The sequence below is a fragment of the Pseudomonas sp. 1912-s genome (assembly GCF_029269205.1).
In the GTDB taxonomy this organism is placed as follows: domain Bacteria; phylum Pseudomonadota; class Gammaproteobacteria; order Pseudomonadales; family Pseudomonadaceae; genus Aquipseudomonas.
Window position 1 is genome coordinate 260,721 of the sequence record NZ_JARIXR010000006.1, and the last position, 13,689, is coordinate 274,409.

Annotated in this window: 11 protein-coding genes; 8 read left to right on the forward strand and 3 right to left on the reverse strand. The window is 62.7% G+C overall.

Translation table 11 applies throughout. The annotated features are described in order from the left end of the window. The first annotated feature begins 1 nt into the window (after position 1). Positions 2–799 (forward strand): SDR family oxidoreductase, encoded by a 798-nt coding sequence (locus P3C29_RS10620; protein WP_275964516.1) that lies wholly within the window; start codon positions 2–4, stop codon positions 797–799. Between the two features lie 29 nt (positions 800–828). After that, positions 829–1,245 carry an SRPBCC family protein gene (locus P3C29_RS10625; RefSeq protein ID WP_169388989.1) on the forward strand — a complete coding sequence of 139 codons (417 nt, stop codon included), beginning with the start codon at positions 829–831 and terminating at the stop codon, positions 1,243–1,245. A 232-nt stretch (positions 1,246–1,477) separates the two neighbouring features. Here P3C29_RS10625 and P3C29_RS10630 read toward each other — a convergent pair whose 3' ends face one another. Both P3C29_RS10630 and P3C29_RS10635 read right to left on the reverse strand, forming a co-directional pair. After that, positions 1,478–2,875 (reverse strand): HAMP domain-containing sensor histidine kinase, encoded by a 1,398-nt coding sequence (locus P3C29_RS10630; RefSeq protein WP_010172362.1) that lies wholly within the window; start codon positions 2,873–2,875, stop codon positions 1,478–1,480. Next, positions 2,853–3,536, reverse strand: coding sequence for a response regulator transcription factor (locus tag P3C29_RS10635; RefSeq protein ID WP_003219726.1), 684 nt, complete (start codon positions 3,534–3,536; stop codon positions 2,853–2,855). The genes P3C29_RS10630 and P3C29_RS10635 overlap by 23 nt, the downstream gene beginning before the upstream one ends. Positions 3,537–3,904: 368 nt before the next feature. Here P3C29_RS10635 and P3C29_RS10640 point away from each other — a divergent pair, with 368 nt between their 5' ends. The 5 genes from P3C29_RS10640 (at position 3,905) to P3C29_RS10660 (ending at position 11,071) form a co-directional block, all read left to right on the forward strand. Next, the gene (locus P3C29_RS10640; RefSeq protein ID WP_275964517.1) at positions 3,905–4,825 is read left to right on the forward strand and encodes a hypothetical protein; all 921 of its coding nucleotides are present in this window, start codon (positions 3,905–3,907) and stop codon (positions 4,823–4,825) included. Positions 4,826–5,017: 192 nt separating this feature from the next. Then, positions 5,018–5,365, forward strand: coding sequence for a hypothetical protein (locus P3C29_RS10645; protein WP_275964518.1), 348 nt, complete (start codon positions 5,018–5,020; stop codon positions 5,363–5,365). A 96-nt stretch (positions 5,366–5,461) separates the two neighbouring features. Beyond that, complete coding sequence (locus P3C29_RS10650) at positions 5,462–6,700, forward strand: TolC family protein (protein ID WP_275964519.1); 1,239 nt, start codon at positions 5,462–5,464, stop codon at positions 6,698–6,700. Continuing rightward, the gene (locus tag P3C29_RS10655) at positions 6,693–7,961 is read left to right on the forward strand and encodes an efflux RND transporter periplasmic adaptor subunit (RefSeq protein ID WP_201124659.1); all 1,269 of its coding nucleotides are present in this window, start codon (positions 6,693–6,695) and stop codon (positions 7,959–7,961) included. The genes P3C29_RS10650 and P3C29_RS10655 overlap by 8 nt, the downstream gene beginning before the upstream one ends. After that, positions 7,958–11,071, forward strand: a complete 3,114-nt coding sequence (locus tag P3C29_RS10660; protein WP_275964520.1) for an efflux RND transporter permease subunit — start codon at positions 7,958–7,960, stop codon at positions 11,069–11,071. Before P3C29_RS10655 ends, P3C29_RS10660 begins: the two co-directional genes overlap by 4 nt. A 145-nt stretch (positions 11,072–11,216) precedes the next feature. Here P3C29_RS10660 and P3C29_RS10665 read toward each other — a convergent pair whose 3' ends face one another. Beyond that, positions 11,217–12,332: a Gfo/Idh/MocA family oxidoreductase gene (locus P3C29_RS10665; RefSeq protein ID WP_275964521.1), complete on the reverse strand. Its 1,116-nt coding sequence runs from the start codon at positions 12,330–12,332 to the stop codon at positions 11,217–11,219. Between the two features lie 308 nt (positions 12,333–12,640). Between P3C29_RS10665 and P3C29_RS10670 the strand changes: the two genes are divergently transcribed. After that, positions 12,641–13,681 carry a YCF48-related protein gene (locus P3C29_RS10670; protein WP_010172346.1) on the forward strand — a complete coding sequence of 347 codons (1,041 nt, stop codon included), beginning with the start codon at positions 12,641–12,643 and terminating at the stop codon, positions 13,679–13,681. Positions 13,682–13,689 lie beyond the last annotated feature (8 nt).

Below are 13,689 nucleotides of genomic sequence, written 5' to 3' on the forward strand. Positions count from 1 at the left end.
GATGAAAATTGATATCAGTGGCAAAGTCGCAATCGTCAGTGGCAGCACCGCCGGGATCGGTCTGGGCATCAGCCAGGCCCTGGCCCAATCCGGCGCCACGGTGGTGGTGATCGGGCGTGAATCGGGCAAGGTCGACGAGGCGCTGGCGACGATTCGCCAGGCCGTACCCGGCGCCGAGTTGCACGGGTTGGTGGCAGACCTCGGCACGCTGGAGGGCGCTGAAAAGCTGTTCGCCGCCGAACCGCGGGCCGACATCCTGGTGAACAACCTCGGGATCTTCAACGACGTCGATTTCTTCGACGCACCCGACAGCGAGTGGACGCGTTTCTACGAGGTCAACGTGATCTCCGGCGTGCGGTTGTCGCGGCATTACACGCCGGGCATGGTCAAGCAGGGCTGGGGCCGGGTGATCTTCGTATCGTCTGAATCCGGCGTGGCAACCCCCGCCGACATGATCAACTACGGCGTCACCAAAAGCGCCAACCTGGCGGTGTCCCACGGGCTGGCCAAACGGCTGGCGGGCACCGGGGTGACGGTCAACGCGATCCTGCCGGGCCCGACCTTTACCGATGGGCTGGAGCACATGCTCAAGGACGCGGTGGCCAAGTCCGGCCGCAGTGCGCGGGACGAGGCCGATGTGTTTGTGCGCAATGCGCGGCCGACGTCGATCATCCAGCGCGCAGCGAATGTGGATGAAGTGGCGAATCTGGTGGCGTACATTGCTTCACCGTTGTCCTCTGCAACCACCGGTGCCGCGTTGCGGGTCGACGGCGGCGTTGTCGACAGCATGGCAATCTGATTTTTCTTGAATGGTTTGGAGTGTGAATCGTGGCAAAAGCATCTGCTGTTATTGAAATTCCGGTTTCGGCCGAACAGGTTTGGCAATTGGTGGGCGGTTTCAATTCGCTGCCGGATTGGCTGCCCTTTATCGTCAAGAGCGAGCCGAGCGAAGGCGGGCGTGTGCGTCATCTGCAAACGGCGGATGGCGGTGTGGTGGTGGAGCGGTTGCAAAGCTTTGATAACGTCGCACGCACCTACAGCTACTCGATCAGCGAGTCGCCGTTTCCAGTGAGTGAATACCTGGCGACCTTGAAGGTAGAAGGGCTGACTGCCCGTTCTGCCAAGGTGACCTGGTCGGGCGTGTTTACCCCGGTGGCCGGTGTGACGGACGCGGCGGTGGAGGAGTTGTTTGCCGGGGTCTACAGCGGTGGGCTTGAGGCGCTGCGGGGCAATTTCCCGGGCTGAAATAGTTGCTTGGGGTTAATGAAGATCAAAATGTGGGAGCGGGCTTGCTGTGGTGAGGGGGCTTGTCCTGAGGTGAGGGGGCTTGTCCTGTGGTGAGGGGGCTTGTCCCCCGTCGGGTTCACCACCGATTGATGGGGCTGCTTCGCAGCCCAGCGCGGGGCAAGCCCGCTCACCACAGGACAAGCCCGCTCACCACAGCTGGCCAGCTCCTACATTGGGTTTGTGGTGTTCTTCAGGCTTCTGGCATCAGTTGTTGGCGGCATTCGAGGATCAATTTCGCGCCGCCACTTTCGCTGCTGCCCACTTCCAGTTTGAAGCCGTGCAGGTTGATGATCGCGGCCACAATCGACAGCCCCAACCCAAACCCGCCTTGTTGTTGATTACCTTCGTCCACCCGGTAGAAACGCTGGAACACTGCGGCACGTTCCGCTGCAGGAATCCCGGGCCCGGAGTCAAGCACTTCTATGCGGGTGCTGCCGGCATCGTTCACGCCCCGCAGGATCACTTCACCGCCCGGTGGGGTGAATTTGATTGAGTTGCTCAGCAGGTTGGCCAGGGCTTCGAACAGCAAGGCACGGTCGCCGGTGATCCACGGTAGCGAGGCCGGTACTTCCAGCAGCAATTCCATCTCGCCTTCTTCTGCCAGCGGCAGGTAGAAGTCGTGGAGTTCCTGCAGCAAGGGCAGGGGGTCGAGCACCAGGAAGCCGGAGCGGCGCTGGTGGTCTTCCAGTTCGGAAATCCGCAGCAAACCGCGAAAGCGCGCCATCAAGGTGTCGGTCTCGGCAATGGCCGCGTCCAGTTGCAGGGCGTGGGGCGCGTCTTCATCGGCCTGCTGCTGGATCCGGTACAACTGGGCCCGCAGGCGGGTGAGCGGGGTGCGCAGGTCGTGGGCGATGTTGTCGCACACGCCCTTGACCTCGTTCATCAGCTTCTCGATGCGATCGAGCATCGCGTTGACGATGGCCGCCAGCATGTCCAGTTCATCGCGTCGGTCCGACAGCGGCAGGCGATGAGTCAGGTCGCCGGCCACGATGGCTTCGGCGCTGGCCTGGATCCCGCGAATCCGCCGTAACGGGCGTCGCCGGAGCAGGTGCCAGCCGGCCGCGCCGGGAATGATCGTCAGGGTGATCCCCCACAACAAGGCATGCAGGATGATCCGCGTCACGCCAAACAGCGAGCCGTTGGCCCGCACCAGGATCAGCCAGCGCCCGTCTTCGGTGTGGGTGGCCACGGCGTCGCAGCTGTCGCGGGGCAGTTTCGGGTCGTCGGAGTTGATGCAGTTGGCCAGGGCATGGATGTGCCCGTCCATCGGCAGGTCCGGCGGTATCACGCGGATCGGGCCGCTGATCGGGTTGAACTGATCGTCGAACAGCCCGTAGGCGTCCACGCCCTTCATGTCGAAGGTCATGCTGGTGGTCAGGGCTTCCACCAGTTCTTCGCCGTCAAAACGCTGGAACAAGTGTTGGCGCTGCATCAACGAGTGGCGCGAGAGGTCGCCCAGGTAACCGGACACCTCGTAGTACAGCACGCCCATGAGGATGCAGCTCCAGGCCACGAACAACGAACTGTAGAGCGCCAGCAGCCGGCTGCTGGAGGAACGCCAGCCTTTAGAGGGGTTCAGCAATGACATACCCGGAACCTCGTACCGTGCGGATCAGCGGCGTGAGGCCCGGCGGGTCGATTTTTTTGCGCAGGCGACCGATGTGCACATCGATCAGGTTAGTGCCCGGGTCGAAGTGATACCCCCAGACTTCCTCGAAGATCATCATCCGCGACAGGATTTGCCCGGTGTTGCGCATCAGGAATTCCAGCAGTTTGTATTCCGTCGGCAACAGGCTCAGGGGCTGTTCGGCGCGGCTGGCTTCACGGCTGATCAGGTTCAGTTCCAGATCGGCCACACGCAGTGCGGTTTCGAACTCCTTGACCGTGCTTTTGCGGCGCAACAGCACTTCGACGCGGGCGGCCATTTCGTCGGAGGCGAACGGTTTGGTCAGGTAGTCATCGCCACCGGCCCGCAGGCCGCGTACCCGTTCATCCACGTCGGAGAGGGCGCTGATCATCAGGATCGGTGTCGACACGCCAATGGTGCGCAGGGTGGTGACGATGGCCAGGCCATCCAGTTCCGGGAGCATGCGGTCGAGGGTGATCAGGTCGTAATCACCGCTGACGGCACGGACCAGGCCTTCGCGGCCATTGTCTACCCAGTCTACGTCCAGTCCATGGCTACTCAGCTCGGCAACGATCTCGCGGGCCGTTACGGCGTCGTCCTCGATGGTCAAAATGCGGGTCATAAGGATTACCTGGTGAGCGATTCACACTGAAGTACGGGCATTTTGCCAAGAAATGATAGCCCGCTTCCTAAATAAAAATTTATGTAGGCATAAACGACACAATTCACCTTACCCCGGTGAATCTGAACGAATGCTGTGCGCGCAGGATTTTTTGCGCTTCATCGCTGACGCACGGGTTGTTTCCTACGAGGAATGCATAACGCCCGCCGCGCCGGGGCGTTTCTTGCAAGTTGCATGGTTCAGATTAGTTCAAATTACTTAACTTGTTGAAATATATGAAGTTTTAATTTCATTGCTCCTGGCACGTCGCCTGCACTGTCCCTTTTGAGACTTGTAACACTATTTTTCATGCCTGGAGCAAAACAACAATGATCACATCCTCATCCACGCTGCAAGAGTCGAGCGCGCTCTCCGGGGTTTCCTGGGGGGCGATATTTGCCGGGGCCGCTGCTGCGGCTGCGCTGTCCTTGATATTGGTACTGCTGGGCTTCGGCCTGGGCTTTTCGGCGGTGTCGCCGTGGGCCGACAGTGGCATCAGCGCCAAGGGGCTTGGCATTTCCACCATTGTCTGGCTGGCGGTTACGCAAATCATTGCGTCGGGGATGGGCGGTTACCTCGCCGGTCGCCTGCGGGTGAAATGGGCCAACATGCACGGCGATGAGGTGTACTTTCGCGACACCGCCCATGGCTTCCTGGCCTGGGCCGTGGCGACACTGGTGACGGCGGTGCTGATCGTCGGTTCGGTCAGCAGTGTGGTCAGCGGTGGTGTAAAGGCCGGAGCCAGTGTGGCCTCGGGTGCTGCCAGCGGCATGAGCCAGGTGGCGGGTGCGGCGACCAAGGGTGAGGACTTCGGCTATTACGTCGACAGCCTGTTCCGCGATGATCGCCCGGCAGCCGTCAGTGATGACGCGGTGCACGGTGTGGTCGCCCGCATCTTTGCCCGTACCGTGAGCAACAACGGCCAGTTGGCACCGGAAGACCGTGCGTACCTTGCGCAGTTGATCAGCCAGCGCACCAACCTCAGCCAGGCTGATGCCGAGGCGCGTGTCGACCAGGTCTACGGCCAGGCTCAGAAAACACTGGAAGACGCCAAGTTGAAAGCCAAGCAAGCCGCTGACACTGCTGCGAAAGTCGCTGCCTATACGTCGCTGTGGACCTTCGTGGCGCTGCTGATCGGTGCGTTTTTTGCCAGCCTCGCTGCGACCTTTGGTGGTCGTCGCCGGGACGCGGTGGTGTATCTGGAAACCGATGCCTACACCACTTCCTCTTCGCTGCCACCTGTTCGTTAATTCAAGGAGAACGTCATGCGCTCATTACTGCTGTTTTTCCTCGGTGTGCCTATCCCGGTCATTATCCTGATCGCGATCTTCATGCACTGATCCTGCTGTCTGTTTGACCCAAGCCGCGCCTGCTCCAGCAGGTGCGGCTTTTTTTTGTTTGTTAATTGTTGCTTAACCGCCTTTTGGCTAAGCTCCCGTCCCATGAGCCGCTATCTGCGTTTTTTCCTGGTCCTGCTGTTGAGTCTCGCGCTTCCCCTGACCGGGATGGCGGGCGTGCCTTCGAGCACCGAGCCGTGCCCGATGCAGATGTCCGACATGCAGATGATGAGCGATATGTCCCCGGACTGTTGCGCGGACGGTGCGGGCCACGCCGACCACGGCAAAAGCTGCAAGCCCGGCCAGGAATGCAAGACCGGCGGCATGCTGCAGCTGTCCATGCCAGTGCTCAAGTCACCCGTTGCTGTGTCCAGTCCCGTGGTTGCCAGCCTGGGTTCTGATTTCATCCCCGACCGCACGCTGTCCGGCGTCTGGCGCCCGCCCCGTACCTGAATCCTGTTGCACCTGAAGACTCGTCCCTGACCCGGGATGGCCTTGCTGTGGGCCGCGTAAAGCGGTGCGCAGCGCAACAGAACAGGAACCTTCAAGATGAATTCCCTATGCGTGCGTGCCCTGGTGGTGGGCGTGCTGGCGTGGCCGACGCTGGCGTCTGCGCTGACCCTGGATGAAGCCCTGCGCCTAGCGCAGAACAACGCGCCGTCGCTGGCGGCTGAATCCGCAAAATTGCAGGCTGCCACCCAGGCGGCGATTCCGGCAGGCGAGCTGCCGGACCCGAAACTGGTGGTGGGCCTGCAAAACTTCCCCATTGGCGGGCCCAATCGCGGCACGCTGTATGGCGATGACATGACCGAGCAAATGGTCGGTATCCAGCAACAAGTGCCCAGCCGCGACAAGCGCAAGGCGCGGGTGGCGTTGGCCTCGGCCAGCGTGGACACGGCGGCCGCCGAAGGCCGGATCGAACGCCTGAACGTGCGCCAGGCCACCGCCCAGGCGTGGATTCGCGCCTATGCGGTGGAGCGCAAGGAAGCGCTTTTCAAGGACTTCTATCAGCAGAATCGCCTGCTGCAAGACACCGTGCGGGCGCAATTGGCCGGTGGCCGTGGCCAGCCGTCCGACGCCGTGATCCCCCGGCAGGAAGCCGCTGACCTTGCCGAGCGCGAAGATGAGCTGACCCAGCAACGGGCCCAGGCCCGCGCCGCCCTCAAGCGCTGGATCGGACCCGCCGCCAGCGAAGCCCCCAGCGGCCAGTTACCGAACTGGACAATCGACACCCACGGCTTCACCCACAACCTGCACCAGCACCCGGAGCTGCAAGCCTTTGTGCCGCGTACCCGCGAGGCCGAAGCCCGGCTGAACGAGGCCAAGGCGCAGAAGACTTCGGACTGGAGTTGGGAGGTGGACTACCAGCACCGTGGCCGCGAATACGGCGACATGGTCAGCCTGCAATTCACCTTCGATCTACCGATCTTCCCCGGTCGCCGGCAGAACCCCGGTATTGCCGCCAAGCAGGCTCAACTCGACCAACTGGACGCCGAGCGCGAAGCCAAGACCCGTGAACACACTCAGGAACTCGAAGACGACCTGGCCAACTATCAGCGCCTGGACCGCGCCGTGCAGCGCAGCCAGGACAGCCTGGTGCCGCTGGCCGAGGAGAAGGTAGCCCTGAGCCTGGCGGGTTACCGCGCGGGCAAGGGCGACCTGATGAGCGTGGTCAGCGCCCGCCGCGAGTGGGTCGAGGCGCGCTTCAAACAGATTGATGCCATTGAGCAGCGCGCCCTGACCGGCGCCCAGCTGTATTTCGCTTACGGGGAACCCGCCAATGAATAACCGAATCGTGAACGCGGCGCTGCTGGGTGGTGTGTTGCTGTTGGGGCTGGGTGGCGGCTACTGGCTGGCACAGAAACCGGCCATGACGGGCGCGATGCAGGCGCCGGACGAGAAAAAGGCGCTGTACTGGTACGACCCGATGTACCCGCAGCAAAAGTTCGACAAGCCGGGCAAGTCGCCCTTTATGGACATGCAGTTGGTGCCGCGTTATGGCGGTGAGCAGGGCGCGGCTGCGGATACGGCGGCGATCAGTATCGATCCGAGCCTGACCCAGAACATCGGCGTACGGCTGGCGAGTGTCAGTCGTGGCGTGTTGGCGTCGAGCCTTGAGCTGTCGGGGATTGTTGCCTTCAACGACCGCGATGTGGCGGTGGTGCAGGCGCGCGCTGCAGGATTTGTCGAGCGGGTTTACGCCCGGGCGCCGGGTGATGTGCTTAAGGCTCACGCGCCCCTCGCCGACATTCTGGTACCGGAGTGGGCCGCCGCTCAGGAAGAGTTCCTGGCCCTGCGCCACAGCGATCCCGGCCTGTTGGCCGCCGCCCGCCAACGCCTGCGCCTGAGCGGCATGCCCGCCGGGTTGATCGCGCAAATGGAGCGCAGCGGCCGCGTGCAATCGGTGATGACCATTACCAGCCCGTTGGGCGGCGCGTTGCAAACCCTGGACGTGCGCGAAGGCATGACCGTCGCGGCCGGCCAAACCCTGGCGCGGGTCAATGGCCTGGGCACCGTGTGGCTGCAAGTCGCCGTGCCTGAAGCCCAGGGTGCTGAGCTGGCCGTTGGGCAAACCGTCGAGAGCCGTTTTGTCGGGTTGCCGGGGCAAGTCGTTAAAGGCACCGTCGCGGCGATTCTGCCGGCCACCGCCCTGGACAGCCGTACCGTGCAGGTTCGGGTCGAGTTGCCCAACCCTGACGGCCGGTTGCGGCCTGGCATGACCGCCCAGGTGCGCCTCGCTCAATCCACCGGCCAATCGGTGCTGTTGCTGCCGAGCGAGGCATTGATTCGCACCGGCAAACGCGTGCTGGTGATGGTGGCCGAGGAGGGCGGACGTTATCGCCCGGTGGAGGTCCAGGTGGGCGCGGAAAACCAGGACCAGAGCGTGATCGTCGCCGGCTTGCAGGAAGGCCAGCAGGTGGTCGCCTCGGGTCAATTCCTGCTGGATTCTGAAGCAAGTTTGAAGGGAATTACCGCTCCGGCGTCCGACGGTTTTAAAAACGATGCCTCCATGGACGGCATGAGCCTGCAACCGGGAGCCCGGCCATGATCGCCCTGTTGATTCGCTGGTCGGTGGCCAACCGTTTTCTGGTGTTGCTGGCCACGCTGTTTGTCACGGCCTGGGGTCTGTGGTCGATCCAGAACACCCCGGTGGACGCCTTGCCGGACCTGTCGGATGTGCAGGTGATCATCCGCACGCCGTACCCGGGCCAGGCGCCGCAGATTGTCGAGAACCAGGTCACCTACCCGATGACCACCACCATGCTCTCGGTGCCGGGGGCGAAGACCGTGCGCGGCTTTTCGTTCTTCGGCGACAGCTACGTCTACGTGCTGTTTGACGAAGGCACCGACCTGTATTGGGCGCGCTCGCGGGTGCTGGAATACCTGAGCCAGTTGCAGGCGCGCTTGCCGGCGTCGGCCAAGCCGGCGCTGGGCCCGGATGCCACCGGTGTCGGCTGGATCTACCAGTACGCCCTGGTGGACCGCACCGGAAAACATGACCTGGCGCAGTTGCGCTCGTTGCAGGACTGGTTCCTCAAGTTCGAACTCAAGACCCTGCCCAACGTCGCCGAAGTGGCAACCATCGGCGGCCAGGTCAAGCAATACCAGGTGCAGATCGACCCGTTGGCCCTGGCCAGTCGCGGTATCACCCAGGCGCAAGTGGTGGAGGCCATCGGCAAGGCGAATCAGGAAACCGGCGGCTCGGTACTGAACATGGGCGAGTCGGAATACATGGTGCGCGCCTCCGGGTACCTGAAAACCCTGGAGGACTTCCGCGCCATTCCCCTGCGGCTCGACGCCAACAACGTGCCGGTGACCCTCGGGGACGTGGCGACGATCCAGCTGGGCCCGGACATGCGCCGGGGCATCAGCGAGCTGGACGGTGAAGGCGAGGCGGTGGGCGGCGTGGTGATCCTGCGCAGTGGCAAGAACGCTCGCGAGGCCATCGCGGCGGTCAAGAGCAAGCTGGAGCAACTGAAAACCAGCCTGCCGCCCGGCGTGGAAATCGTCACCACTTACGATCGCAGCAAACTCATCGACCGCGCCGTGGACAACCTCAGCCACAAGCTGCTGGAGGAGTTCCTGGTGGTGGCGCTGGTGTGCGGGATCTTCCTGTGGCACCTGCGCTCCTCCCTGGTGGCGATCATCTCGTTGCCGGTGGGGGTGTTGATGGCCTTTATCGTGATGCGTTTCCAGGGGATCAACGCCAACATCATGTCCCTGGGCGGGATTGCGATTGCCATCGGCGCGATGGTCGATGGCGCGGTGGTGATGATCGAGAACGCCCACAAGAAGATCGAGGCCTGGCACCACGCGCATCCGAACCAGGAATTGAAGGGTGAAGAACACTGGAAAGTCATCACCGATGCAGCGGTGGAAGTGGGGCCGGCGCTGTTTTTCTGCCTGCTGATCATCACCTTGTCGTTTATCCCGGTGTTCACCCTGCAAGCCCAGGAAGGCCGGTTGTTCGGGCCGCTGGCCTACACCAAGACCTACGCCATGGCCGCAGCGGCGGGGTTGTCGGTGACCCTGATTCCGGTGCTGATGGGTTACTGGATTCGCGGGCGCATCCCTGATGAGCAACGCAACCCGCTCAATCGTGGCCTGATCAAACTCTATCAGCCGGCCCTCGACGCTGTGCTGCGCTGGCCGCGCATGACCTTGCTGGTGGCGTTGTTAATGGTCGTCAGTGCGCTGTGGCCGGTGTCGCACCTGGGCGGTGAATTCCTGCCGCCGCTGGATGAAGGCGACTTGCTGTACATGCCTTCGGCGCTGCCGGGGTTGTCGACGCAAACAGCCGGTGCCTTGTTGCAACGTACCGACCGCCTGATCAAGAGCGTGCCGGAAGTTGCCCATGTGTTCGGCAAGGCCGGTCGCGCGGAAACCGCCACCGACCCGGCGCCGCTGGAAATGTTCGAAACCACCATCGAGTTCAAGCCGCGAGACCAATGGCGCCCGGGCATGACCCCGGAAAAACTGGTGAAGGAACTTGACCGTGTGGTGCAGGTGCCGGGGCTGACCAACATCTGGATTCCGCCGATCCGCAACCGCATCGACATGCTCGCCACCGGGGTCAAGAGCCCGATTGGCGTGAAGGTCGCAGGTACCAGCCTGATGCAGATCGACGCCGTGACCCAGGCCGTGGAAAAGGTCGCCAAGACGGTGCCCGGCGTCAGCTCGGCCCTGGCTGAACGCCTGACGGGCGGGCGCTACATCGACGTGGATATCGACCGCCCGGCCGCCGCCCGTTATGGCCTGAACATCACCGACGTGCAGTCCATCGTCTCCGGGGCGATTGGCGGTGAAAACATCGGCGAGACGGTCGAAGGGCTGGCGCGGTTTCCCATCAACCTGCGTTACCCGAAGGAGTGGCGCGACTCGGTGAGCGCCCTGGGCAACCTGCCGATCTATACGCCGTCAGGCAGCCAGATCACCCTGGGCACCGTGGCGAGGATCAAGGTCACCGAAGGCCCGCCCATGCTCAAGAGCGAAAACGCCCGGCCTTCCGGCTGGGTGTACATCGACGTGCGCGACCGCGACCTGGCGTCTGTGGTGAAGGACTTGCGTGAGGCGATCAACCGGCAGGTGCAGTTGCAACCGGGCATGAGCCTCAGCTATTCGGGGCAGTTCGAGTTCCTGGAGCGGGCCAATGAACGCCTGAAACTGGTGGTGCCGGCGACTTTGCTGATCATCTTCGTATTGCTGTACCTGACGTTCCGCCGGGTGGATGAGGCGTTGCTGATCCTCGCCACGTTGCCGTTTGCGCTGACCGGTGGGGTGTGGTTGTTGTACTGGCTGGGCTTCAATTTGTCGGTGGCCACCGGTGTCGGATTTATTGCGTTGGCGGGGGTGTCGGCGGAGTTCGGCGTGATCATGCTGCTGTACCTGAAAAACGCCTGGGCTGAACGCCAGGGAGGAGGGGACCAGGCGTTGCTGGACGCCATCACCGAAGGCGCCGTACTGCGCGTGCGCCCCAAGGCGATGACCGTGGCCGTGATCATCGCCGGCTTGCTGCCGATCCTGTTGGGCAGCGGCACCGGCAGCGAAGTCATGAGCCGGATTGCCGCGCCCATGATCGGCGGCATGCTCACCGCGCCGCTGCTATCGCTGTTCGTCATCCCGGCGGCGTACCGCCTGATGCGCCGCCCCCGAACCTGATGGCTTACACATAACCTGATGGCTTACACATAACCTGTGGCGAGGGAGCTTGCTCCCGTTGGACTGCGCAGCAGGCCCATTTTTTGGGGCCGCTTCGCGCCCCAGCGGGAGCAAGCTCCCTCACCACATTTAATCCTCTACAAATTCAGACCTCCTCAATCCTGACCCAGCGTTCCTCCCGAGCCGCCACCCGAATCGCCGTCGCCAGCCGCTCCACCTCCCACGCCGCCGCAAAATCCGTCCCGTCGCTGCCCTTGCCAGCCAAGGCCATCAACAACTCATGCACCTCCAGGGTCTTCAACTCGTTGTACCCCAGCTGATGCCCCGGCGCCGGACTGAACGCCGCGTACCCCGGCAACGAAGGCCCCGCCAGCAAGCGCTGAAACCCCTCCTGCCCAACCCGGAACAGCTGCAACTCATTCAACCGTTCCTGATCAAACAACAACGTGCCCCGCGTGCCACTGATCTCAAAGCTCAGGTGGTTCTTATACCCATGCTTGAGCCAACTACTGCTCACCGTCCCCCGCGCGCCATTGGCAAAGCGCAACAACGCATGCACCTGATCATCCACCACAATTTCCCGCAGCGTCTCGCTCCCGGCGGTGGCAGGTCGCTGCCCATGCACCGTCTGCGTATCGGCACACACACTCAGCACATCCCCCACCAAATAGCGCGCCATGGACAGCAAGTGGCTGCCCAAATCCGCCAACGCACCGCCGGCATGCCCGACCTCACAGCGCCACGACCAGGGCGACGCTGCATCCGCCATGAAATCCTCGCTGAATTCCCCCTGGAAACTGATGATCTCCCCCAACTCGCCGCTGTCGATCAACTGCCGGGCCAAACCAATCATCGGGTTGTGCTGATAGTTGTAACCCACCCGCGTCACCACCCCGGCTTTGCTTGCGGCATCACGCATGGCGCTCGCCTGCTCCAGGCTGACCGCCAACGGTTTCTCGCAATACACCGCCTTGCCCGCCGCCAGCGCCGCCATGGCCATCGGGTAGTGCAGATGATTGGGGGTGGTGATGGCGACCACATCCACCTTGGGGTCGTCGATCAATTGCTGCCAGTCGCCATGGGCCCGGGCAAACCCCCAGTCCGCGGCGCAGCGGGTCGCGCGTTCGGTGTCGGCATCGGCCAGGGCGGCCAGGGTGAGCTTCACCGGCAGCTCGAACACCGCCCGCGCGTTATTGAACGCCAGGGCGTGGGCACGCCCCATAAAGCCTGTGCCAATCAGGCCGATTCCGAGTTCGCGCATCGCCAGGTTCCTTCGAATTATTGTTGTCAGAAGCCTATTTATGGAATAAATATTCCCAATATTCAATAGATAGAATAAAAATTCATTTATTTTGGCCAATCACTCCGGCTGATGCAGTTATATTCACCTCACCCCCAAATCCCCTCCAGTTAACAAAACATAACGTAGCGCCGATTGTCAGACGATTCCAAAGCCCGCTAGGATGGCCCAGCTTCCCCAAGGCGCTCTAGATTGCAGGTTTCAGGGCTCCGAACGGCAAGACGACCTAACAATAATAAATGGGAGAAAGGTCTATGAGTGAGCCTGTCATGGGTGTGGTGTTTTTCCGCCCGAAGGCCACGCGCAGGGTCGCATTGCTGGCCACAGCGCTCTCGTTGCTGGGGGCTGTCGCGTTGTCGACACCCGCCCACGCCGCCACCGAAACCACCGCCGCCGCGGTGTTTGCCATTGATTCCCCCAAGGCTGCCAAAAGCCTGATGATCGACGTGGTGCACGCAGGCAAACGCCTGGTGGCGGTCGGTGATCGCGGGCACATTCTCTATTCCGACGACCAGGGCGCCACCTGGACCCAAGCCAAAGTGCCCACCCGGCAACTGCTGACGGCGGTGTTTTTCGCCGACGACCAACACGGCTGGGCGGTGGGCCATGACGCACAGATCCTCGCCAGCACCGATGGCGGCCTGACCTGGACCCAGCAATTCCAGGACCTCAAGCGCGAAGCGCCGCTGCTCGACGTCTGGTTCAAGGACGCCAGCAACGGCTTTGCCGTGGGCGCCTATGGTGCGCTGATCGAAACCACCGACGGCGGCAAAACCTGGGACGACGTCAGCGACCGCCTCGACAACGAAGACCAATACCACCTCAACGCCATCGCCCACGTCAAAGACGCCGGGCTGTTTATCGTCGGCGAGCAGGGCAGCATGTTCCGCTCCCCTGACGAGGGGCAAACCTGGGAAAAACTCGAAGGCCCCTACGAGGGTTCGCTGTTCGGCGTGATCGGCACCGCCCAGGCGCAAACCCTGTTGGCCTACGGCCTGCGCGGCAACCTGTTTCGCTCCACGGATTTTGGCAGCACCTGGGAGCCGGTGGAGTTGAACGCCACCCGTGGCGCGCTGGAGTTCGGCCTGTCGGGGGCGACCCTGCTGGACGACGGCTCCATCGTGGTAGTGGGCAACGGCGGCAGCGTGGTGGTCAGCCACGACGACGGCCTGACCTTCAGCGTATTCAATCGCCCGGACCGCATTTCGCTGTCGGCGGTCACGGCGGCGGGCAACGGCAACTTGATTCTGGTGGGGCAGGGTGGCGTTCGCGTCGCAACGCCGACCGGTGCCGAGCTGATAAAACAATAAGAAGGCGG

Bases quoted from the DNA above. Each gene is read 5' to 3' on its own strand.
- P3C29_RS10620 (WP_275964516.1), top strand. From the start codon at position 2: ATGAAAATTGATATCAGTGGCAAAGTCGCAATCGTCAGTGGCAGCACC.
- P3C29_RS10630 (WP_010172362.1), bottom strand. From the start codon at position 2,875: ATGTCATTGCTGAACCCCTCTAAAGGCTGGCGTTCCTCCAGCAGCCGG.
- P3C29_RS10635 (WP_003219726.1), bottom strand. From the start codon at position 3,536: ATGACCCGCATTTTGACCATCGAGGACGACGCCGTAACGGCCCGCGAG.
- P3C29_RS10640 (WP_275964517.1), top strand. From the start codon at position 3,905: ATGATCACATCCTCATCCACGCTGCAAGAGTCGAGCGCGCTCTCCGGG.
- P3C29_RS10645 (WP_275964518.1), top strand. From the start codon at position 5,018: ATGAGCCGCTATCTGCGTTTTTTCCTGGTCCTGCTGTTGAGTCTCGCG.
- P3C29_RS10650 (WP_275964519.1), top strand. From the start codon at position 5,462: ATGAATTCCCTATGCGTGCGTGCCCTGGTGGTGGGCGTGCTGGCGTGG.
- P3C29_RS10655 (WP_201124659.1), top strand. From the start codon at position 6,693: ATGAATAACCGAATCGTGAACGCGGCGCTGCTGGGTGGTGTGTTGCTG.
- P3C29_RS10660 (WP_275964520.1), top strand. From the start codon at position 7,958: ATGATCGCCCTGTTGATTCGCTGGTCGGTGGCCAACCGTTTTCTGGTG.
- P3C29_RS10665 (WP_275964521.1), bottom strand. From the start codon at position 12,332: ATGCGCGAACTCGGAATCGGCCTGATTGGCACAGGCTTTATGGGGCGT.
- P3C29_RS10670 (WP_010172346.1), top strand. From the start codon at position 12,641: ATGGGTGTGGTGTTTTTCCGCCCGAAGGCCACGCGCAGGGTCGCATTG.